The organism is Phaeobacter sp. HS011, from assembly GCF_018101215.1.
Classification (GTDB): domain Bacteria; phylum Pseudomonadota; class Alphaproteobacteria; order Rhodobacterales; family Rhodobacteraceae; genus Phaeobacter; species Phaeobacter inhibens.
The window spans coordinates 393,580-412,299 of record NZ_JAGEUF010000002.1; the positions used below are offsets into that span (position 1 = coordinate 393,580).

General features: G+C 57.2%; 19 protein-coding genes. 11 read left to right on the plus strand and 8 right to left on the minus strand.

Translation table 11 applies throughout. The features are described 5' to 3' along the window. Window positions 1-74: 74 nt before the first annotated feature. The 4 genes from J4721_RS05375 (at window position 75) to tsf (ending at window position 3,610) form a co-directional block, all read left to right on the plus strand. Window positions 75-836 (plus strand): GNAT family N-acetyltransferase, encoded by a 762-nt coding sequence (locus tag J4721_RS05375; RefSeq protein ID WP_211002297.1) that lies wholly within the window; start codon window positions 75-77, stop codon window positions 834-836. Beyond that, window positions 833-1,696 carry a 1-acyl-sn-glycerol-3-phosphate acyltransferase gene (locus J4721_RS05380; RefSeq protein WP_211002238.1) on the plus strand — a complete coding sequence of 288 codons (864 nt, stop codon included), beginning with the start codon at window positions 833-835 and terminating at the stop codon, window positions 1,694-1,696. The genes J4721_RS05375 and J4721_RS05380 overlap by 4 nt, the downstream gene beginning before the upstream one ends. Window positions 1,697-1,881: 185 nt before the next feature. Next, window positions 1,882-2,655 carry a 30S ribosomal protein S2 gene (gene rpsB / locus J4721_RS05385; protein WP_014874668.1) on the plus strand — a complete coding sequence of 258 codons (774 nt, stop codon included), beginning with the start codon at window positions 1,882-1,884 and terminating at the stop codon, window positions 2,653-2,655. A gap of 79 nt (window positions 2,656-2,734) precedes the next feature. After that, window positions 2,735-3,610, plus strand: a complete 876-nt coding sequence (gene tsf, locus J4721_RS05390) for a translation elongation factor Ts (protein ID WP_014874669.1) — start codon at window positions 2,735-2,737, stop codon at window positions 3,608-3,610. A 455-nt stretch (window positions 3,611-4,065) separates the two neighbouring features. On the opposite strand, the gene J4721_RS05395 is transcribed toward tsf, so the two are convergent. From J4721_RS05395 to J4721_RS05405, 3 genes are all read right to left on the minus strand, one after another. Further along, complete coding sequence (locus tag J4721_RS05395; protein WP_014874670.1) at window positions 4,066-4,821, minus strand: LuxR family transcriptional regulator; 756 nt, start codon at window positions 4,819-4,821, stop codon at window positions 4,066-4,068. Beyond that, window positions 4,818-5,267, minus strand: coding sequence for a type II 3-dehydroquinate dehydratase (aroQ, locus tag J4721_RS05400; RefSeq protein ID WP_014879997.1), 450 nt, complete (start codon window positions 5,265-5,267; stop codon window positions 4,818-4,820). The genes J4721_RS05395 and aroQ overlap by 4 nt, the downstream gene beginning before the upstream one ends. A gap of 203 nt (window positions 5,268-5,470) precedes the next feature. Next, entirely contained in the window at window positions 5,471-6,472 is a 1,002-nt protein-coding gene (locus J4721_RS05405; RefSeq protein WP_211002239.1) for an NADPH:quinone oxidoreductase family protein, read from the minus strand. Window positions 6,473-6,635: 163 nt separating this feature from the next. Between J4721_RS05405 and J4721_RS05410 the strand changes: the two genes are divergently transcribed. From J4721_RS05410 to J4721_RS05435, 6 genes are all read left to right on the plus strand, one after another. Next, entirely contained in the window at window positions 6,636-7,658 is a 1,023-nt protein-coding gene (locus J4721_RS05410; RefSeq protein ID WP_211002240.1) for a nitronate monooxygenase family protein, read from the plus strand. After that, window positions 7,658-8,734 carry a phosphotransferase family protein gene (locus J4721_RS05415; RefSeq protein ID WP_211002241.1) on the plus strand — a complete coding sequence of 359 codons (1,077 nt, stop codon included), beginning with the start codon at window positions 7,658-7,660 and terminating at the stop codon, window positions 8,732-8,734. Before J4721_RS05410 ends, J4721_RS05415 begins: the two co-directional genes overlap by 1 nt. A gap of 24 nt (window positions 8,735-8,758) precedes the next feature. Beyond that, entirely contained in the window at window positions 8,759-9,553 is a 795-nt protein-coding gene (locus J4721_RS05420) for an IclR family transcriptional regulator (RefSeq protein ID WP_014874675.1), read from the plus strand. Window positions 9,554-9,694: 141 nt separating this feature from the next. Then, the gene (locus tag J4721_RS05425) at window positions 9,695-10,447 is read left to right on the plus strand and encodes an enoyl-CoA hydratase/isomerase family protein (protein ID WP_102858538.1); all 753 of its coding nucleotides are present in this window, start codon (window positions 9,695-9,697) and stop codon (window positions 10,445-10,447) included. A 30-nt stretch (window positions 10,448-10,477) separates the two neighbouring features. Then, window positions 10,478-11,689 carry a serine hydrolase gene (locus tag J4721_RS05430; protein WP_211002242.1) on the plus strand — a complete coding sequence of 404 codons (1,212 nt, stop codon included), beginning with the start codon at window positions 10,478-10,480 and terminating at the stop codon, window positions 11,687-11,689. 77 nt (window positions 11,690-11,766) lie between these two features. After that, the gene (locus tag J4721_RS05435) at window positions 11,767-12,633 is read left to right on the plus strand and encodes an acyl-CoA thioesterase II (protein WP_102874303.1); all 867 of its coding nucleotides are present in this window, start codon (window positions 11,767-11,769) and stop codon (window positions 12,631-12,633) included. Window positions 12,634-12,674: 41 nt separating this feature from the next. On the opposite strand, the gene J4721_RS05440 is transcribed toward J4721_RS05435, so the two are convergent. Further along, a complete protein-coding gene (locus J4721_RS05440; protein ID WP_211002243.1) occupies window positions 12,675-13,448 on the minus strand; it encodes an SDR family oxidoreductase in 774 nt (257 codons plus the stop codon). Window positions 13,449-14,204: 756 nt separating this feature from the next. Continuing rightward, window positions 14,205-15,425, minus strand: a complete 1,221-nt coding sequence (locus tag J4721_RS05445) for an acyl-CoA dehydrogenase (RefSeq protein ID WP_014874680.1) — start codon at window positions 15,423-15,425, stop codon at window positions 14,205-14,207. 102 nt (window positions 15,426-15,527) lie between these two features. Here J4721_RS05445 and J4721_RS05450 point away from each other — a divergent pair, with 102 nt between their 5' ends. After that, window positions 15,528-16,439 (plus strand): LysR family transcriptional regulator, encoded by a 912-nt coding sequence (locus tag J4721_RS05450; protein WP_211002244.1) that lies wholly within the window; start codon window positions 15,528-15,530, stop codon window positions 16,437-16,439. Window positions 16,440-16,501: 62 nt separating this feature from the next. On the opposite strand, the gene phoB is transcribed toward J4721_RS05450, so the two are convergent. The 3 genes from phoB to pstB are packed head-to-tail and all read right to left on the minus strand — an operon-like array spanning window position 16,502 to window position 18,716. Then, complete coding sequence (phoB, locus tag J4721_RS05455) at window positions 16,502-17,191, minus strand: phosphate regulon transcriptional regulator PhoB (RefSeq protein ID WP_014874682.1); 690 nt, start codon at window positions 17,189-17,191, stop codon at window positions 16,502-16,504. A 2-nt stretch (window positions 17,192-17,193) separates the two neighbouring features. Beyond that, a complete protein-coding gene (gene phoU, locus J4721_RS05460) occupies window positions 17,194-17,904 on the minus strand; it encodes a phosphate signaling complex protein PhoU (RefSeq protein WP_076615290.1) in 711 nt (236 codons plus the stop codon). A gap of 14 nt (window positions 17,905-17,918) precedes the next feature. After that, a complete protein-coding gene (gene pstB, locus J4721_RS05465) occupies window positions 17,919-18,716 on the minus strand; it encodes a phosphate ABC transporter ATP-binding protein PstB (protein ID WP_076615293.1) in 798 nt (265 codons plus the stop codon). Window positions 18,717-18,720: the final 4 nt, after the last annotated feature.

The following is an 18,720-nucleotide window of genomic DNA, read 5'->3' on the forward strand; positions in this document are numbered from 1 at the left end:
ATTTGAACGAAACTTGCACATGCCGTGCCTTATAGGCTAGCTGCACGCAAGGCAAACCATTGTTGAGCAAGGTCATGGGCGGCAGTTCTCCTGCGTTTCAGGTCAAACTGGCACAGACATCGGCGGATTTACGCGCGGCGCAAGCGCTGCGATACGAGGTCTTTGTCAGCGAGCTGGGCGGTGGTGGCGCTTTGGTGGATCACGATGTCAGGTTGGAGCGGGATCATTTTGACGCGTACTGCGATCACCTGCTGCTCTGGGATCTTGAGCGCGACATGGTCGTGGGTGTCTATCGCCTGCTGCGGAGCGATCAGGCCCTGCGGGCTGGGCAATTTTATTCTGAGGGGGAATATGATCTCTCGAAGCTGACAGCTTCGGGTCGTAGGCTGTTGGAACTAGGGCGATCCTGCCTGCATCCTGATTACCGCGGCGGCACCGCCATGTTCCACCTGTGGTCCGCATTGGCAGACTATGTGGCGGAGCATGATATTGAGATCCTGTTTGGTGTCGCAAGCTTCCATGGAACCGAGATCACTCCTTTAGCGAATGCGCTGTCGATGCTCTATCACAATCACCTGGCACCTGAGGCGCTACGCCCGGTTGCGCGGGAGTATCAGTCGATGGATCTGATCGCAGCAGAGGATTTGAACCGCCGTCAGGCGATGCTGGACACCCCGGCCCTGATCAAAGCCTATCTGCGTCTTGGCGGCTGCGTCGGAGATGGCGCGTTTGTCGATTATGAGTTCAATACCACCGATGTCTGCCTTGTGCTCGACACTGCGCGGATGAATGCGCGGCAAAAGCGGATCTATGGCGCAGGGCGGAGCACCACATGAGCACCTGGGAAGGTGGAGACGCTGCGGCTCCGATTAAGATCACCGCCATGGGGTGGTTGCGGGTTGTTGCACGCGGATTGGTGCTGGGGATATTGGTTTTTGGCGGGTTGCTGATCCTGCTGTTGGTTCGTCTGGTCGAACGTCCTCTCTGCGGCTTGAACCGACCCGTCACGCCCTTCATCACGCAGTGGGTCTGCCGCAATGCGTTTCGCGTTCTGGGTATGAGGTTTCGCACCAAGGGGGCCTTGATGACCAACCGCGGCGCGGTGGTGGCGAACCACACATCGTGGCTGGATATCTTTGCCCTGAATGCGCGCAAACGGATTTACTTTGTCTCCAAGGCCGAGGTTGCGGGCTGGCCTGGTATTGGCTGGCTGGCGCGCGCAACCGGCACGGTTTTTATCAAGCGGGACGCGAGGGAGGCGCGGAAACAGACGGCGGTGTTTCAGAAACGTCTGCTTCTGGGCCATAAGCTTTTGTTCTTCCCAGAAGGTACATCGACCGACGGTTTGCGGGTCTTGCCGTTTAAAACCACTCTTTTTGCGGCGTTTTTCCATCCCGAACTGCGCGATCACATTTCGATCCAGCCCGTGTCTGTCGTGTTCCTCCCGCCCAAAGGCGAAGAGCCACGTTTCTACGGCTGGTGGGGAGACATGGAATTCGGCCCGCATCTGTTGAAAACCCTTGCGGCAGCGCGTCAAGGTCAGGTTGTTCTACACTATCATGATCCGCTTCAGGTGTCTGACTTTCCAGACCGCAAGGCTCTGGCCGCCGCCTGCGAGGCTGAGGTCAGGGCGGGACATACCACGCTTCGGTCGGGCGATGTGCCCGCAAACGGGCAGGATACCGCTATAACCTAAGTGGCGCATGGGATGGCGGTCAGACTTTTGCTCTTGCGCAATCCCAAGCGCTGGCATATACGCGCGCCATTCAATCCGCAGGTGGGGATTGGCCTGACCGGGGGAGACATCCCCGGCAGACCGCCGGTTGGAGCATTCGCTCTGAGACCCCCGCCGAGGCACGAAACCGGAAAAGGAAAAGATACATGGCTCTTCCCGAGTTCTCCATGCGTCAGCTGCTTGAGGCAGGCGTACACTTTGGTCACCAAACCCAGCGCTGGAATCCGCGTATGTCGCCGTTCATCTACGGCTCGCGCAATGGCATTCACATTCTGGACCTGACCCAGACAGTTCCGATGCTCGACGCAGCTCTGAATGCTGTTCGTGACACCGTCGCAAAAGGCGGCCGCGTTCTGTTCGTCGGCACCAAGCGTCAGGCGGCTCAGCCAATCGCAGATGCTGCTGAGAAATCCGCTCAATACTTCATGAACCACCGCTGGCTCGGCGGCACGTTGACCAACTGGAAAACCGTTTCCCAGTCGATCAACCGTCTGAAGGAAATCGACGAGAAAATGGCGTCCGGCGCCGAAGGCCTGACCAAGAAAGAGCGTCTGGGCATGGAGCGTGACCAGCTGAAACTGGAAGCGTCCCTCGGCGGTATCCGTGATATGGGCGGCGTTCCTGACCTGCTGTTCGTCATCGACGTGAAAAAAGAAGCGCTGGCCATCGCCGAAGCCAACAAACTGGGTATCCCGGTTGTGGCCATCGTCGACACCAACTGCTCGCCCGATGGTGTTGACTACATCATCCCCGGCAACGACGACGCAGCGCGCGCGATTGCGCTCTACTGTGATCTGGTTGCTCGCGCAGCTCTGGACGGCATGTCCGCTCAGCTGGGTGCGGCAGGCGTTGATCTCGGCGCACTGGAAGATGCACCGGTTGAAGAAGCCGTTGCTGAAGAAGCTGCTGCCGAAGCCTGATCCGTCCCGTCACGGAACTGACATGAGGGGCAGGGTATCACCTGCCCCAAATCCGTTTTTGAATTGAGGAGAGCCTAAGATGGCAATTACCGCATCCATGGTTAAGGAACTGCGCGACAGCACCGGCGCAGGCATGATGGACGCCAAGAAGGCGTTGACCGAAACCAATGGCGACATGGAAGCCGCCGTTGATTGGCTGCGCACCAAGGGTCTGGCCAAAGCGGCCAAAAAATCCGGTCGTACGGCTGCAGAAGGCCTGGTCGCCGTGGTCGTCGAGGGCAACAAAGGTGTTGCTGTCGAAGTGAACTCGGAAACTGACTTTGTCGGCAAAAACGCTGAATTCCAGGAAATGGTTTCCGGCATCGCCAAGACCGCTGTGAACGTTGCTGACGTTGACGCGCTGCTGGCGGCTGACATGGGCGGCAAGACTGTTGCTGACACGCTGACCGACAAAATCGCCACCATTGGCGAGAACATGAATGTCCGCCGCATGGCGTCGCTCGAAGGCGACACCGTTGTGTCCTACGTGCACAATGCTGCGACTGCCGGCATGGGCAAAATTGGTGTTCTGGTTGCCATGAACGGTGGTGACGAGGCGATCGGCAAGCAGGTTGCGATGCACATCGCCGCTGTAAATCCCGCCGCGCTGAGCGAAGCTGAGCTGGACGCCTCGGTTGTCGAGAAAGAAAAGCAGGTCCAGATGGACATCGCCCGCGAATCTGGCAAGCCGGAGCAGGTGATCGAGAAGATGATCGTCGGCCGCATGAAGAAATTCGTCGCCGAAGCAACCCTGCTGAACCAGCAGTTTGTTGTGAACCCTGACCTGACCGTTGAAGAAGCCGCCAAAGAAGCAGGCGCGACCATCACTGGTTTCGTGCGTCTGGAAGTGGGCGAAGGCATCGAAGTCGAAAAAGAAGACTTCGCCGCTGAGGTTGCCAAGGCCGCACAGGGCTAATCCTGTCCGAGCTACGCTCGTTTGAGCAATGGGAAGGCCGGTGAAGCGATCGCTTCACCGGCCTTTTTCTTTGCGCTGACGCGAAGGCGCTGCGTTGGTCTCGGATCAATCTGAAGGGCTACGTGGGGAGATGGAGCGGCCCTGTAACATCATGATACGTATCTGAGATTGGAAAATGTTGAGGGGCGCTGCTGTTTTGCAGAGCCCCTCAGAATATCCCGGCGCTGGCGCGGAACAATACACGCAGCGACCGGACAGGTTAGAGAGCCTTGAAATCCCAAGGGTCATGCCCTGCGCCGTCCCAGGCCAAAGCCCCACTCACGGAACGTTGTGACTGTGCATGTAATTCGCGCATTCTGGAAGTAATGAATTCCATACCCAATTATGAAAAATAGGTTAATGGATTTGCAAAAGATACGTTAAACAATCTATGGAATGTATATTTTTTGATTTTATCAATTTTCCATAACGTACATCTGGTTGTGAAGAGCGGCCTTGAGGACCGCATGGGCTGTTGTTTCGACAGCGAGGGCCTCACGTGCCAGACGCAGGTGTTTTTCTACGGTTGCGGGTGTCAGCCCCATCAGCAATGCGATGTCCTGAGTGGTTTTACCGTCGCCAACCCATTGTAATGCCTCACGCTGACGTTTTGTCAGGCCACGGTTCGGTGGATCGTAGGGCATCGTCAGGATTTTCAGATGCGCAACATTGTTCATCAATATGATGTCATGCCCGTCCTTCGCCCAGATCTCATCAACGTCATCCTGGCTCAGATCTTCCTCAGCCGCGAGTGAGATTGCCCCTTTGAAGCGCTGAGAGGCTGAATAGAAACTTACCGTATAGCCAGCCCGCACGCCCATGGCCTTGTTAAAATCGATAACTTTCTGCGCCTGTGGTGTCAGCGTTTGCTGCGCCAGTTGCTCCTGCACCATCCGCCAGCTGCCGGCGCCTTCGTTGTTTAATGCCCATTGCAGCATGGGGGCGTCGAAATAGAGACCGGAATTGACAAACCCCTGCACATATTCCGCGCAATGGTTTGAAAGGATGACGAAATCTTCCGGATCGCCCAGTGAGGTTTTGGTTTTGTGACGCGTATAGCCGTAGATCAGCCGATCAAACCGATAGGCCTTCATCTGCTCGACATGCTCCAGCCACAACTCCTCAAGTGTCCGTGCGCCGCACAGAAAGTTGAGATAGGCCCGAAGTTTCATCCCGCGTTGTCTTCGTCCAGATGGGCGCGGAGCGCGTCCAGTGCCATAATATACCCCTGCGCGCCAAAGCCGCAGATCTGTCCCAGTGCCGCACGCGATAGATAAGAGCGGTGGCGAAAATCTTCACGCGCATGGATATTTGAGAGGTGAACCTCAACCACGGGCAGCTCAATGGAGAAAATTGCGTCCATCAGCGCAATGGAGGTGTGAGTATAGGCGCCCGCATTGAGGATCACACCGGCGTAAACGCCGCGCGCGCCATGCAGCGCGTCAAGCAGGGCCCCCTCATGGTTCGATTGTTCGCATCTCACGGAGAGGCCAATGGAGTGCCCGTGTTCAACACAACGCTGTTCGACCATGGCGAGTGTTTCGCGGCCATAGACCTCAGGTTGACGGGTGCCAAGCAGGTTGAGATTGGGTCCGTTCAAAACCAAGATGTTGTGCATATCGATATCCACTTGCTCTTAAGATGCCCTGGCCGTCAGCGGTGCGGAGAGGGCCGCAGGGCTATGTGCTGGCCGCAGGTTTCCAGCGACGGGCGGCAGCATCCACGATTGGCGGTCAGGTTCCTGTAATTGGCTCATATTGATATATCTTTCAGAATGATATGCAAGCCAGCTATCGCTAACGTTGCGTGGGTTTGCCCGTGTCACTCAGGCGTATTTGTCAGGATGATCTTTCCCAGCACATTGCGGTTTTGCATTTCCGTCAGTGCAGCTGCTGCCTCGCTCATCGGATATGTTGCATGTACTCGGGGCCGGATCTTGCCACTACCATAGAGCTCGAACAGCTCCCCCACATTACGCAGGTGCTGCGCTGGGTCGCGTTGCACGGCCGCGCCCCAGAAGACACCAACGATCTGGCAGCCTTTCAGCAGGGGCAGGTTCATAGGGATTTTCGGGATACCTGCTGCAAAGCCGACAACGAGATAACGACCCTGCCACCCCATGGCGCGCAGGGCTGGTTCCGCATAGGGACCTCCCACCGCATCATAGACCACATCCACACCCGCTTTCCCTGCCAGGGCTTTGATATTCTTTCCAAAATTGATCTGGTCTTCCTTGTCCGGCGCATGGCCGTAGATTACCGTGGCATCAGCACCGATCTCCTGGCAAAACGCAGCCTTTTCGGCGGAGGACACAGCTGCGATAACGCGTGCGCCAGCGGCTTTGGCCAGCTCGACCGCGGCAGATCCCACACCACCGGCGGCGCCGAGGACAAGGACGGTTTCACCCGATTGCAGATTGGCGCGCTCCTTCAGGGCATGGTAGGACGTACCATAGGTGAAGACGAACCCGGCGGCATCCAGATAGGGCATCTGATCCGGAATCTGGATCGCAGTGCCAGCCGGGATCACGATATGAGTGGCAAAGCCGCCATAGCCGGTCAGCGCCAGCACACGATCTCCGATCTTGTGGTCCTGAACCTCACGACCAAGCGCGATGATCTCTCCCGCGATCTCTCCACCGGGCGCAAAGGGACGGGGTGGTTTGATCTGATAAAGATCCTGAATCATCAGCGTATCCGGGTAGTTGACGCTGGCGGCATGGATTTTGACCACCACCTCCTGCGGGCCGGGTTCGGGGCACTCTTGCGCGCTCCAATGCAAGGTTTCGGGACCACCGGGGGCGGTTGAGAGCATGGCGTGCATAGCTGAGTGTCCTGTCATGATGCCCGAATGGGCGCGTTGTGACGTCAAGTCTTCTGTGCGGATCTTACGTTGTCAATGAAATTGCGAAATGCAATTCTGCTCTGCGATAGATCTGTTTTCCGACCGGGAAGCGGCGTGAGATATGCTGGATAAAGGATTGGAAATGAAGGAAACTCGCCTCACACTGGGTGGGCAGCCGATGCCAACAGCCCTGCAGAGACTGCGGCTGCCGATGATCGGTGCGCCCTTGTTTATCATATCGGTGCCAGAGCTGGTTTTCGCGCAATGCAAGGCTGGCATCGTTGGATCCTTTCCGGCATTGAACGCGCGTGAAGCGGATGGCGAACCACCACTCCTGGAGGCCTGGCTGCAGCAGATCACAGAAGAGCTGGATCGTCACAACCAGGACAACCCGGATCGTCCCGCCGCACCTTTTGCGGTGAACCAGATTGTGCATCGCTCCAATACTCGGTTGGAACGCGATCTTGAGATTTGTCACCGTTGGAAGGTTCCCCTCTGGATTACGTCGCTTGGGGCGCGTCCTGAGGTGAACGACGCTGCCCATGGCTGCGGCGGTGTTGTTCTGCATGATGTGATCAATAACCGTTTTGCCCGCAAAGCTATTGAAAAAGGCGCCGATGGTCTGATCGCGGTCGCCGCCGGGGCAGGTGGCCATGCCGGTCAGCAATCACCGCTCGCGCTGATCAGCGAAATTCGCAGCTGGTTTAAGGGCCCCCTTGCGCTCTCCGGTGCGATTGCCAATGGTCCGTCACTGCTTGCAGCACGGGCGTTGGGGGCCGATTTCGGCTATGTAGGATCACCGTTTATCGCCACAGAAGAGGCGAATGCGCAGCAGGGCTACAAGCAGATGATTGTCGACAGCGCTGCGGATGACATTGTCTATTCATCATTATTTACAGGGGTTTCTGGGAACTACCTGCGCGGATCTATCCAGAACGCAGGTCTTGATCCCGACAATCTGGAGAGTGCTGACGCAAGCGCGATGAACTTCTCTGGCGGCTCTTCCAAGCCAAAGGCTTGGAAAGAGATCTGGGGCTCCGGTCAGGGTATTGGCGCCATTAGGGATGTGCGTGCGGCCGGGGCACTGGTGGATGAGATTGCCAGAGAATATGACGCTGCCGGGCGGCGGCTGGCGGCTGAGTTTACTCCGGTTGGAGGGCACTGATGGCGTCGCAGATATCACCTGGAAACCCTGATGAAAGCGTCGGGGAGGAGTCCCTTGCGCTCGATCTTGGAGCTGTTCAGCGGTATATGCGGGGGCGTCTGGCGGGGTTTGACACGGAAATCACGGCCCGGAAATTCCAGAACGGCCAGTCTAACCCAACCTATCTGCTACAGACCGAGGCGGGCGCATATGTTCTGCGACGCAAACCGCCGGGTGTTTTGCTGAAATCTGCCCATGCGGTGGAGCGCGAGTTTCGCGTGCAGATGGCGCTGCGGGAAACCGGGGTTCCGGTCGCAAAGATGCATCATCTCTGTGAGGATGAGACCGTGATCGGATCATCATTTTACGTTATGGAACATGTGGTTGGGCGAAACTTCTCAGATCCGACCTTGCCCGATGTTTTCGCCAGCGAGCGCGCTGCGGTAATGGATGAGATGAGCCGCGTTCTGGCGGCGCTGCACGATGTGGATGTCGCCACCGTTGGGCTGGCCGACTACGGGCCTGAGGGCAATTATTTCGAGCGTCAGCACGGTCGCTGGAGCAAGCAATATCGCGCCAGTGAAGTGGAGGTCATCGCAGAGATGGATGATCTGATCGCGGCATTGGGCGTACAGATGCCCGCAGACGATGGTCAGCGCGGATTGGTGCATGGTGATTACCGCATCGACAATATGATCTACGCGACCGAGGGGACAAATTGCCGGGCGGTTCTGGATTGGGAGCTGTCGACCATCGGCCACCCCTATGCAGACCTTGCCGGTGTCATTATGCAATGGCAGATGCCACCCGGACGTGAGGGGCGTGGATTGGCCGGTGTCAACCGGCGGGAACTTGGCCTGCCATCGGATCAGGAGTTCGTTGCAAGCTATTGCAACCGCAGAAATTTGCCGGGTGTTGAGGATTTTGGCTATTACCTCTCTTTCAGCTTCTTCCGGATGGCTGCAATCCTTCAGGGGGTACGCAAAAGAGGGCTTGATGGCAACGCCTCAAACCCGGAACATGCGGCGCGCCTTGGGGCGTTTGTGCCGGACTTCGCGCGCGCCGGGCTGGCGGCCTTGTCTGCAAGTTTTGACTGAAGCGCATCTGACACGGAACGTGACATGGACAGTGACAACACAGCGTCAGCGGATGGCGAAAAAGATCGAAATTTTGTCACCGCCCTGGCGCGGGGGCTTGATGTTCTACGCGCGTTTCGCCGCAATGAGCTGGAACTGACCAACACCGATCTGGCTGAACGGACGGGATTGCCTAAACCGACAGTCTCACGCCTGACCTATACGCTGTGCCAGCTGGGCTACCTGATTCAGGATCCGCAATCCGGCAGCTACCGGCTGGGGGCAGGGGTGTTGCGTCTGGGCTATGGTGTCCTGGCCGGGATGGATATCAGCGACCGTGCGTCGCAAATCCTCAGGGATCTGCGAAATGGCGAAAATTCATATATTACCAGTGCCTTGGGAGAGGCACATCATGCGGATGTCATCTATATTGCCGTGCATCGCTCACGCGAGGATGTGTCGCTGGCAGCCCATGTGGGGATGCGGTTGCCGCTGTTTTTCTCGGCCGTGGGGCGCGCGATCCTTGCTGGTATGTCCCCGGATCAACGGGCCGAAAGCCTGAAGATCGCGGATGCGCTTGATCCGGACGGCAGGCTCTCACGTCAGGACAGTCTGGGCCGGGCGCAGGACGAATATGCCGCCCGTGGTTTTTGTACTGGCTATGGCGACTGGCGGCCGGATGTGAACGGAATTGCGGTTCCAGTGGTGTCGCTGAACGGAATGCGCGTCTATGGGCTGAACGTTGGTGGTCCGTCCTTTCATGTGAGCCCGAATGTGCTTGAGACGATCTATGCGGATCAGCTGATGTCTGCTGCAGAAACCCTGAGTATGCGACCGTAGCGGTAACGCTTTGCAAAAGCTGTAATGTTAGGTGTCATGCGTGGTTCTACGTAGGTCAAAATACTCGACCTTGGTGGGCAAACCGCGCATGATAATCGAAACGGCTGGCAGCAGTGTCAGTGTCCAAAGGAAGACCCAAAGATGACTGAGAGCGATTGGTTGATCCGGCACGAACATGGCGACGGGGTTGTTGAAATCAAACTGGCGCGTGCGCCGGTCAATGCGCTATCTTCGGAGTTCCTGATGGATTTCGCGCGTACTATCAAGGAGATCCGCGAAGATCCGACTGTTCGGGCGCTGCTTCTGACCAGCGCTTTCAAGGTGTTTTCCGCAGGGCTGGACCTGAAGGTGGCGCGGGACTTCGATCTGGCCGGACAGCGCGCCGCGGTGCGAGGGCTGAATGAGGCCTTTCTTGCGCTGTATGCCTGCCCGAAGCCGGTAGTGGCCGCTGTGAATGGCGCGGCAATTGCGGGTGGCTTGTTCTTTGTCCTTTGCAGTGATGTACGGGTTGCCCAGGTGAAATCCAAGTTTGGTCTTGCAGAAGTACAAGCCGGAGTTGATTTCCCGATTGCGCCGCTGGAGATCGCCCGCGCTACATTGAACCCGAATATCCAGCGACGACTGATGATGACAGGGCAAACCATCGGCCCCATCGCTGCGCGGAACTTTAATATCGTGGACATCATTGCGGATGATGCAGAAGATCTGCTGGGCTATGCGCTGAAAGAAGCGCGTGCGCTGGCAGAGCTGCCATCCGAGACCTATGCCGCAATCAAACAGCAACTGCGCGGAGAAACGATCGCAAAGATCAGGACCGCAATGGAAGCAGAGGCTGAGGATCAGCCCTGGTTCACCGCAGAGACTGTCCCGGCGATGACCAAGATCATCGGCTAAGCTGCCAGATCACCGACAACAGGAGCCCCCATGGACGCTGCGCGCCTTGAGCACATCAGGACATGGCAACACCGCTATGTGGACCAACGCAAATACGCCGGCAGTTCGCTGCTGATCAATCGCAATGGTAAAGAGCGCTATTTCCACGCTGCGGGCCAGCGAAACATTGTCGAGAATCTGCCATTCACCCGCGATACCGTGGCGCGCATCTACTCAATGACGAAGCCGGTGACCTCGCTGGCTCTGATGATGTTGCTGGAACGGGGGCTGTTGCACCTGGACATGCCTGTGTCTGAGTTTCTTCCTGAATTCAATGGTATGCGCTGTCTTGTTGACGGTGCAACTGACATTACGCAGACCAGATTCTGTCGGCCGCCAACTTTGCATGAGCTGCTGACCCATACCAGTGGGCTGAGCTATCCATTCAATCCCGGTGTTCTGTCCGAAGAAATGTCAAAGACGGATTTGATGTTCAAACCCGGCCAGGGCCCCCTTGCGGCGCAGGTGCTAGAGCTGGCAGCGCTGCCGCTTGCCTTTGAACCCGGTCAGCGGTGGGAGTATTCCGTTGGTATCGATGTGATTGGCCGGGTGATTGAGGTCGTGACCGGGGAGAGCCTCGGCGCCATGCTGAAGCGGGAGATCTTTGATCCTCTCGGCATGGAGCGAACTGGATTTCGCAGCGAGGAAACAACCGGTAATTTACTGGCATCGCTCTATTCGCCGCTGAGTGGCGACGCCATGGCCCTAAATGACGCGCAGCAAGGTGCCGACAGTTTGCGTCTGATTGACTCATATGACGACACCCCGTTTGACACCGCCGAGATGCACTCGGGCGGCGGCGGTCTTCTGAGTACGATCGACGATTATATGCGCTTTGCAGAGCTGATCCGGCTGCGCGGCGCGCTGGGAAAGGATCACCTGATCAGCCCGCAGATCATTGATTTTATGTGCCAAAATCATCTGCCCGGTGACATTGCATCGATGGGTCCGCAGAGTTTTGCGGAGCAGCCGATGGATGGTATGGGGTTTGGCCTTGGCGGTGCGGTTGTGCTGGATCCGGCCAGGGCGAGATGCCCGGGATCTGTTGGGGATTTCAGCTGGGGGGGAATGGCCTCGACCTTCTTCTGGGTTGATCCGGTTCTGGATTTGAGTGTGGTCTTTTTTACTCAGCTCGCACCGTCCAGTTCTTATCCGTCGCGGGCGGAGCTGAAGGCGCTGGTCCATGGCGCCGTAACCAGCTAATGCTGCTGTCCAGCCGATCAGGGCAGGGCGGTTCACCGCGACTACCCGCCCGCGCGCACATCAACAGGGACCAATAGATGCCTGACCCAGCTGAGATTTTGCTCAATTTACTCGACCTGGAAGAACTTGACCGGAATCTCTATCGCGGGATTGGGTCTGGTGGGGAAACACCGACGCGGATCTACGGCGGTCAGGTGATTGCACAGGCTTTGATGGCGGCTTATTCCACGGTTGAGGATCGGTTGTGCCATTCGCTGCATGCCTATTTCATCCGCCCGGGGGATCCGTCAAAACCAGTGATCTATGCCGTCGATCCTGCGCGCGACGGCGGCAGCTTCACAACCCGGCGCGTGACGGCTTTGCAGAACGGCAAACAAATCCTCAATCTGGCGGCCTCGTTTCACATTGATGAGCCGGGCTGGGCGCATCAACATGAGATCCCCGAAGTCAAAGCGCCAGACGCATTGGTGTCGCGCGATGTTCTCCTGCGCCAGCTTGCCCCGAAGCTGGACGGCCGTTTGCGGGTCGAATTCACACGAGAGCGCCCGTTTGAGATCCGCGATGTCGAGCCACGAGATCCGATAAGCCCGGATAAATGTAGTGATATCAATCATATGTGGGTCAGAATGAAAGCGGCAAAAGGCGCCACGCCGCAGCTTCAGCATGTGTTGATGGCCTATGTGTCCGACTATGGTCTGTTGGGGTCAGCGTTGCGACCGCATGGCCTGAGTTTCGTGAAAGGTCAGGCGATGACCGCCAGCCTTGATCATGCGATGTGGTTTCACGCGCCGGTGCAATTTGACAATTGGCATCTTTACACGATGGACTCGCCCTTTGCCGGCGGCGGCCGCGGGTTCAACCGGGGCTCTATTTTCACGCAAGACGGCCAACTGGTCGCCAGTGTTGCACAAGAAGGGCTGATGCGTCCGATCTCCAAGTCCTGAAATTGCCGTGTTCTGATGTGGAAAATCCTGAAAAACCTCAGTCAGATTTTTGGAAGGTCGAACTTATCGCGCAGTCTCTGCATGCCAGTGATCCAGCGGTCATAATCTGCGGCCTTGGCCTGAATATAACCTTCGACCTTTGCATGGGGCAGAACAAGAAAGCGATTGCTTTCAATGGCCTCAATGCAGCTATTGGCAACATCCTCGGCCGAGATCATGCCATCCACCGCCGCGGCGCTGTGCTCCATACCTTCGGTCATGGCGGTTTTCACTGCCTGCGGACAGGCCACGGAGACGCCGATACCCTGATCGCCATGGGTGATCGCAAGCCATTCGGAGAACCCGACAGCGGCGTGTTTGCTCACCCCGTAGCTCGCTGCGCCAATCTGGTTCAACAATCCTGCCGCTGACGCGATATTGAGAAAATATCCGCCACCGCGCTGGATCATCCGCGGCACCAGATGGCGCGCGGCTGAGACATGGGCCATCACGTTGATATCCCAGCTTTTCTGCCAATCGGTGAGCGAGGTCTCGAGTCCGCCGATCCGAAGGATCCCGGCATTGGAACAGAACAGATCAATCGGCGCGATATCACGCTCGATCACATCAATCATATCAGCGATGGCGCAGTCCGATCCGACGTCAACAGTATAAGCGCTGCCACCGATTTCATCCGCAGTATGTTGTGCACCCGCTCCGTCCATATCGGCGCAGACGATATGCTTGGGATCGAACCTTGCCATCGCCATGGCCAAGGCGCGCCCGATACCCGTTGCTGCGCCGGTGATGACAATCGTTTTGCCTTGCAGATCCATGTGGGCCTCAGCTGACGTATGTTCAGCGAAAGTGTCTCGCGTATGGGCCAGACCTGCAACAGTGACGCTACATCACTGATAAACAACATAATACTGATTACAGGCATAATAATGAGGCGAAGATATGCTAAGCAAATTGAGCTCGCACCGCTTTTACCTTTCATTGATTGAGGTTGACGCGTTTGGCGTATCTACACGGGTGATCCTGCGGGATTTCATCTGTGCTTTGGGATATTCGCATGATCTGACTGGATCAAGCTGCTGTAGATTGCGTTTGCGCAGCGCGATTAACCCGCCATTCTGGTCTCTTGATCGGATTTTCCCGCGCGATTTTGTAAAATCGCAGTTTAGCGGACTGTCCAGCGGTGCTGTAACACCGTTTGCAGAACCCCTCGTGTAGAGCAGCTGTTTTGCTCTCCGTACTGCGTAGGTTCAGGTAGGCATTAACCCTGCCGTTGCGTGCTGTCCTCTGTTGGCCAGTGAATGCACAAAGGTTCAGATTTACGCTCTTTACCATTCGGTGCCAGACGGAGCAGAAAATTTCGCCAGATATACCTGCCTTCCTTTGCGTTGTCGTAGGTATGGGCGTGCTTTGCAAAAATGCAGTTTGAATTTGCATGAATGCGGCATACGCCATGAACGTTAACCACCACAGGGATTTACATCTCAGTTACGATCTTAACGAAAAAGCGCACCGTTGTCCGGCAACGGTGCGCTTTTTAATGGTTTTATTGATCAGCTGTTGGGCAGATGCGCTTAGAAAAAAGCCTGAAGACCGGTCTGGGCGCGTCCAAGGATCAAGGCATGAACATCATGAGTCCCCTCATAGGTGTTCACGGTTTCCAGGTTGACCATGTGGCGGATGACGCCGAACTCCAGGCTGATCCCATTACCGCCGTGCATGTCACGGGCATGGCGCGCAATTTCGAGTGCCTTGCCGCAGTTGTTGCGTTTGACGATGGAAATCATCTCCGGCGCAGCATTGGCCTCATCCATCAGACGCCCCACGCGCAGGGAGGCCTGTAGGCCAAGCGTGATTTCGGTCTGCATATTGGCCAGTTTCAGCTGAAACAGCTGCGTATTAGCCAAAGGCCGCCCGAATTGCTTGCGGTCAAGACCATATTGGCGCGCGGCATGCCAGCAGGCTTCTGCGGCGCCCATTGCGCCCCAGCTGATACCATAGCGCGCGCGGTTCAGACAGCCGAATGGGCCTTTCAACCCTTCAACATGGGGCAGCAACGCGTCGTCACCAACCTCGACGCCGTCCATGACAATCTCGCCGGTGATAGAGGCGCGCAGCGATGCCTTATTGGCGATTTTCGGTGCGGACAGGCCCTTCATTCCTTTTTCCAGAACAAAACCTCGGATCTTGCCGCCATGGGCTTCGGATTTGGCCCAGACGACAAAAACATCCGCGATCGGCGCGTTTGAGATCCACATTTTCGACCCGGTCAGGCGGTAGCCGCCATCGGTTTTTTCCGCACGGGTTTTCATGCCGGCGGGGTCCGAACCCGCATCCGGTTCGGTCAGGCCGAAACAGCCAATCCATTCGCCGGAAGAGAGTTTTGGTAGGTATTTCTGCCGCTGCTCTTCGCTGCCATATGCGTAAATGGGATACATCACGAGCGAACTTTGCACGGACATCATCGAGCGGTAACCACTGTCGACGCGCTCTACTTCGCGCGCCACCAGCCCATAGGAAACATAGCCCGCACCTAGGCCGCCGTATTGTTCCGGGATGGTCGTTCCAAGCAGGCCCATCTCGCCCATCTCGCGAAAGATTTCTGGATCGGTTTCTTCGTTCTCATAAGCATTTAGAACGCGCGGTTGAAGTTTTTCCTGAGCATAGGAACGTGCCGAGGCCGCAATCATCCGCTCATCTTCACTCAATTGGTCATCCAGCCGCAGAGGATCATCCCAGTTGAACTGGCCCAGATCCGGGGCATCCTTGGCGCGCAAAGCAGGTCTATCGGTCATTTTTCGTCACCTTTTTGATCCTCAACTTGCCGCCGACCTTAACCTTGCGGTAAGAGGATGGACAGCGAGAGAACCACAAGCAAACATTACAAAAGCTCATATATGGCCACCCCGAGACGTTTTCTCCCCTCAATTGCTGCGCTGCGGGCGCTGGAAGCGCTGGACCGTTTGGGCAGCGCCTCGGCGGCGGCGGATGAATTGGCGCTGACACAAGGTGCAGTCAGCCGTCAATTGCAGGCGCTGGAGCGCCAATTGGGCGTGGACCTGGTGCGCCGGGTCCAGAAGCGGCTGACGCTGTCACCGGAGGCGCAGACCTACGCCGCAGATATTCGCCAGGCGTTGAACCAGATTGCCCAATCAACGCTGCGCGTGCAGGCGGCGCCCTTGGCGGGCAGTCTCAATCTGGCGATCCTTCCCGCTTTTGGGATGCGTTGGCTAATGCCCCGGCTGCCGGAATTTGCGCGATTGCATCCGGATGTGACGATCAATATGTCGACCCGACTTGAGCCGTTCAACTTCGTCAGTGAAGGGTTTGATGCTGCAATACATTTTGGAACTGCTGACTGGCCTGGAACCCAGGCGCTGCTGTTGAAACACGAACAGATGCTGCCGGTCTGCGCGCCCGACTTGCTAGAGGGGCGCCAGATCAGCACCCCGGTTGATATCGCCGCCCTGCCCTTGTTGCATATCCAGACCCGCCCTCAGGCCTGGCAGCACTGGTTTGAGAGCCATGACATTGCGCTGCAGGACGGTTTGTCCGGCACCATGTATGATCAATTCGCAACCATTACTCAGGCGGCACTACATGGTTTGGGTGTGGCCTTGATGCCGGATTATCTGGTGGAGCAAGATCTGGCGACGGGGCGATTGATTGCGTTGCACCCAACTGCGACCGAAAGCCCGGGTGCCTATTTCCTCGTCTGGCCTGAGGCCCGGGCCAAGGACCCTGCCCTGATCAAGTTCCGCAACTGGTTGGCTGGGCAAGCGCAGCCCGAAGATCCGCTGCCAAGGTAGATATCATAAAACAAAACCCCGCGTTCTGGCGGGGTTTTGTTTTCTCTCAGTTACTTAACGCTTTATCCTAACGCGTAGCCCGCGCCACGGACCGTGCGCACAGGGTCACTGCCGCCGTGTTGGGTCAGCGCTTTGCGCAGGCGGCCAATGTGAACATCCACAGTGCGGGTGTCGACGTAGATGTCCCGTCCCCAGACCCGATCCAAAAGCTGTTCGCGGCTCCACACCCGACCGGGTTTTTCCATAAAGGTGGAAAGCAGGCGAAATTCTGTCGGCCCCAGCTTCAATGGCGCTTCTGCGCGGCTGACCTTATGGGTTTCAGCGTCCAATATGATGTCGTCGAATTCCAGCCGCACACCAACGGTTGAGGGACGGACCCGGCGCAGCTGCGTGCGTACGCGCGCCATCAGCTCGATCACCGAATAGGGCTTCACCACATAGTCATCCGCGCCAGTTTCCAACCCGCGCACCTTGTCGACCTCTTCCGAGCGGGCCGACAGCATGATGATTGGAATGTTGCGGGTTTCCGTGCGGGTTTTCAGACGGCGGCAAACCTCAATCCCGCTCAGATTGGGCATCATCCAATCCAGTACGATGATATCCGGCATGTCCTCTTCGACGATCAGCAGCGCTTCTTCGCCATGTTCTGCGCGCAGTACGCGAAAGCCGTCTGCCTCCAGATTATAGGCCAAAACTTCGCGTTGGGCCAATTCGTCCTCGACCACCAGAACGGTGGGTTGGTCGGCAGCCATGGTCAGACCTCCTGCGGTACAGACGATGTGGTGTCGGCTTTTTGCCGGTCATCCTCGGGCTTATCGCCGGTCACCAGATAGACCACCTGTTCGGCAATCGAGGTGACATGGTCGCCCATGCGTTCGACGTTTTTGGCGATGAAATGCAGGTGCATGCAGGGGGTGATGTTGCGCGGATCCTCCATCATGAAGGTCAGAAATTCGCGAAACAGCGCATTGTACATCTGGTCGACGTCGCGGTCGCGGGCGATCACGTCCTGCGCCAATTCCACATCGCGCTGAATGTAGGAATCCAACGCATCCTTCAGCATCAGCTCGACTTCGCGGGCCATACGGCGCATGGCGGCGGCGCTTTCGGAGACATTCGGCCCCTGCGCGAGAACGGCGGTCCGTTTGGCGATGTTCTTGGCATAATCGCCGATGCGTTCAAGGTTGCCGGAGATTTTCATCACCGACAGAACCAGCCGCAGGTCAACGGCGGCGGGCGCACGGATGGCGATAACGCGGGCGGCTTCTTCGTTGATCAGTTCTTCCAGACCGTCGATGGCCTTGTCACCCTTGCGGACCTGTTGGGCCAGTTCTTCGTCCCGGGTTTCCAGCGCGCGGGCCGCGTCCATGATGGCAGCCTCGACAAGGCCCCCCATTTTCATGATCTGAGCCTGAATAGCTTCGAGGTCGCGGTCAAACGCGGATGCAATATGTTGTTCTACCATGGGTCAGTCCTCGATCAGCCGATACGGCCGGTGATATAGCTTTCGGTGCGGGGATCTTCGGGATTGGTGAAGATCTGGCCGGTCGCACCAAATTCCACCAGATTGCCAAGATGGAAGAAGGCGGTTTTCTGGCTCACCCGTGCGGCCTGCTGCATGGAATGGGTGACGATCACCACCGAATAGCTGTTGCGCAGCTCGTCAATCAGCTCTTCGATCTGGGCGGTTGCAATCGGGTCCAGCGCCGAACATGGCTCATCCATCAAGAGCACTTCGGGTTCGGTCGCGACGGCGCGCGCAATGCACAGGCGCTGTTGCTGGCCGCCAGACAGACCAGTGCCGGGCGCATCAAGACGGTCCTTCACCTCATCCCAGATGGCGCCACGGCGCAGGGATTTCTCAACGATCTCGTCCAGCTCCGCCTTATTGGCGGCCAGGCCGTGGATGCGCGGACCATAGGCGACGTTGTCATAGATCGACTTGGGGAACGGGTTCGGTTTCTGAAACACCATGCCGACCTTGGCGCGCAGCTGCACGGGATCCACGCGGCTGTCGTAAATATCTTCGCCATCAATGGAGATATCGCCAGTTACCCGGCAGATATCAATCGTGTCATTCATCCGGTTGAGACAGCGCAGAAAGGTCGACTTGCCGCAGCCCGACGGGCCGATGAAAGCGGTGACGGTGTTGTCTTCGATCTCGACGTTCACGTCCTTGATCGCGTGGGACTCGCCGTAATAGACATTCACATTCTTGGCGGCGATCTTGGTTTTCTGAGTTTGCACGTCTTTGTCCAATGCAGTCATCTGGTTCATAATT

Bases quoted from the DNA above. Each gene is read 5' to 3' on its own strand.
- J4721_RS05380 (WP_211002238.1), top strand. From the start codon at position 833: ATGAGCACCTGGGAAGGTGGAGACGCTGCGGCTCCGATTAAGATCACC.
- phoB (WP_014874682.1), bottom strand. From the start codon at position 17,191: ATGGCTGCCGACCAACCCACCGTTCTGGTGGTCGAGGACGAATTGGCC.
- J4721_RS05450 (WP_211002244.1), top strand. From the start codon at position 15,528: ATGGCCACCCCGAGACGTTTTCTCCCCTCAATTGCTGCGCTGCGGGCG.
- J4721_RS05405 (WP_211002239.1), bottom strand. From the start codon at position 6,472: ATGCACGCCATGCTCTCAACCGCCCCCGGTGGTCCCGAAACCTTGCAT.
- J4721_RS05425 (WP_102858538.1), top strand. From the start codon at position 9,695: ATGACTGAGAGCGATTGGTTGATCCGGCACGAACATGGCGACGGGGTT.
- aroQ (WP_014879997.1), bottom strand. From the start codon at position 5,267: ATGCACAACATCTTGGTTTTGAACGGACCCAATCTCAACCTGCTTGGC.
- tsf (WP_014874669.1), top strand. From the start codon at position 2,735: ATGGCAATTACCGCATCCATGGTTAAGGAACTGCGCGACAGCACCGGC.
- J4721_RS05420 (WP_014874675.1), top strand. From the start codon at position 8,759: ATGGACAGTGACAACACAGCGTCAGCGGATGGCGAAAAAGATCGAAAT.
- J4721_RS05440 (WP_211002243.1), bottom strand. From the start codon at position 13,448: ATGGATCTGCAAGGCAAAACGATTGTCATCACCGGCGCAGCAACGGGT.
- J4721_RS05375 (WP_211002297.1), top strand. From the start codon at position 75: ATGGGCGGCAGTTCTCCTGCGTTTCAGGTCAAACTGGCACAGACATCG.
- rpsB (WP_014874668.1), top strand. From the start codon at position 1,882: ATGGCTCTTCCCGAGTTCTCCATGCGTCAGCTGCTTGAGGCAGGCGTA.
- J4721_RS05445 (WP_014874680.1), bottom strand. From the start codon at position 15,425: ATGACCGATAGACCTGCTTTGCGCGCCAAGGATGCCCCGGATCTGGGC.
- J4721_RS05415 (WP_211002241.1), top strand. From the start codon at position 7,658: ATGGCGTCGCAGATATCACCTGGAAACCCTGATGAAAGCGTCGGGGAG.
- J4721_RS05410 (WP_211002240.1), top strand. From the start codon at position 6,636: ATGAAGGAAACTCGCCTCACACTGGGTGGGCAGCCGATGCCAACAGCC.
- J4721_RS05395 (WP_014874670.1), bottom strand. From the start codon at position 4,821: ATGAAACTTCGGGCCTATCTCAACTTTCTGTGCGGCGCACGGACACTT.
- phoU (WP_076615290.1), bottom strand. From the start codon at position 17,904: ATGGTAGAACAACATATTGCATCCGCGTTTGACCGCGACCTCGAAGCT.
- J4721_RS05430 (WP_211002242.1), top strand. From the start codon at position 10,478: ATGGACGCTGCGCGCCTTGAGCACATCAGGACATGGCAACACCGCTAT.
- J4721_RS05435 (WP_102874303.1), top strand. From the start codon at position 11,767: ATGCCTGACCCAGCTGAGATTTTGCTCAATTTACTCGACCTGGAAGAA.
- pstB (WP_076615293.1), bottom strand. From the start codon at position 18,716: ATGAACCAGATGACTGCATTGGACAAAGACGTGCAAACTCAGAAAACC.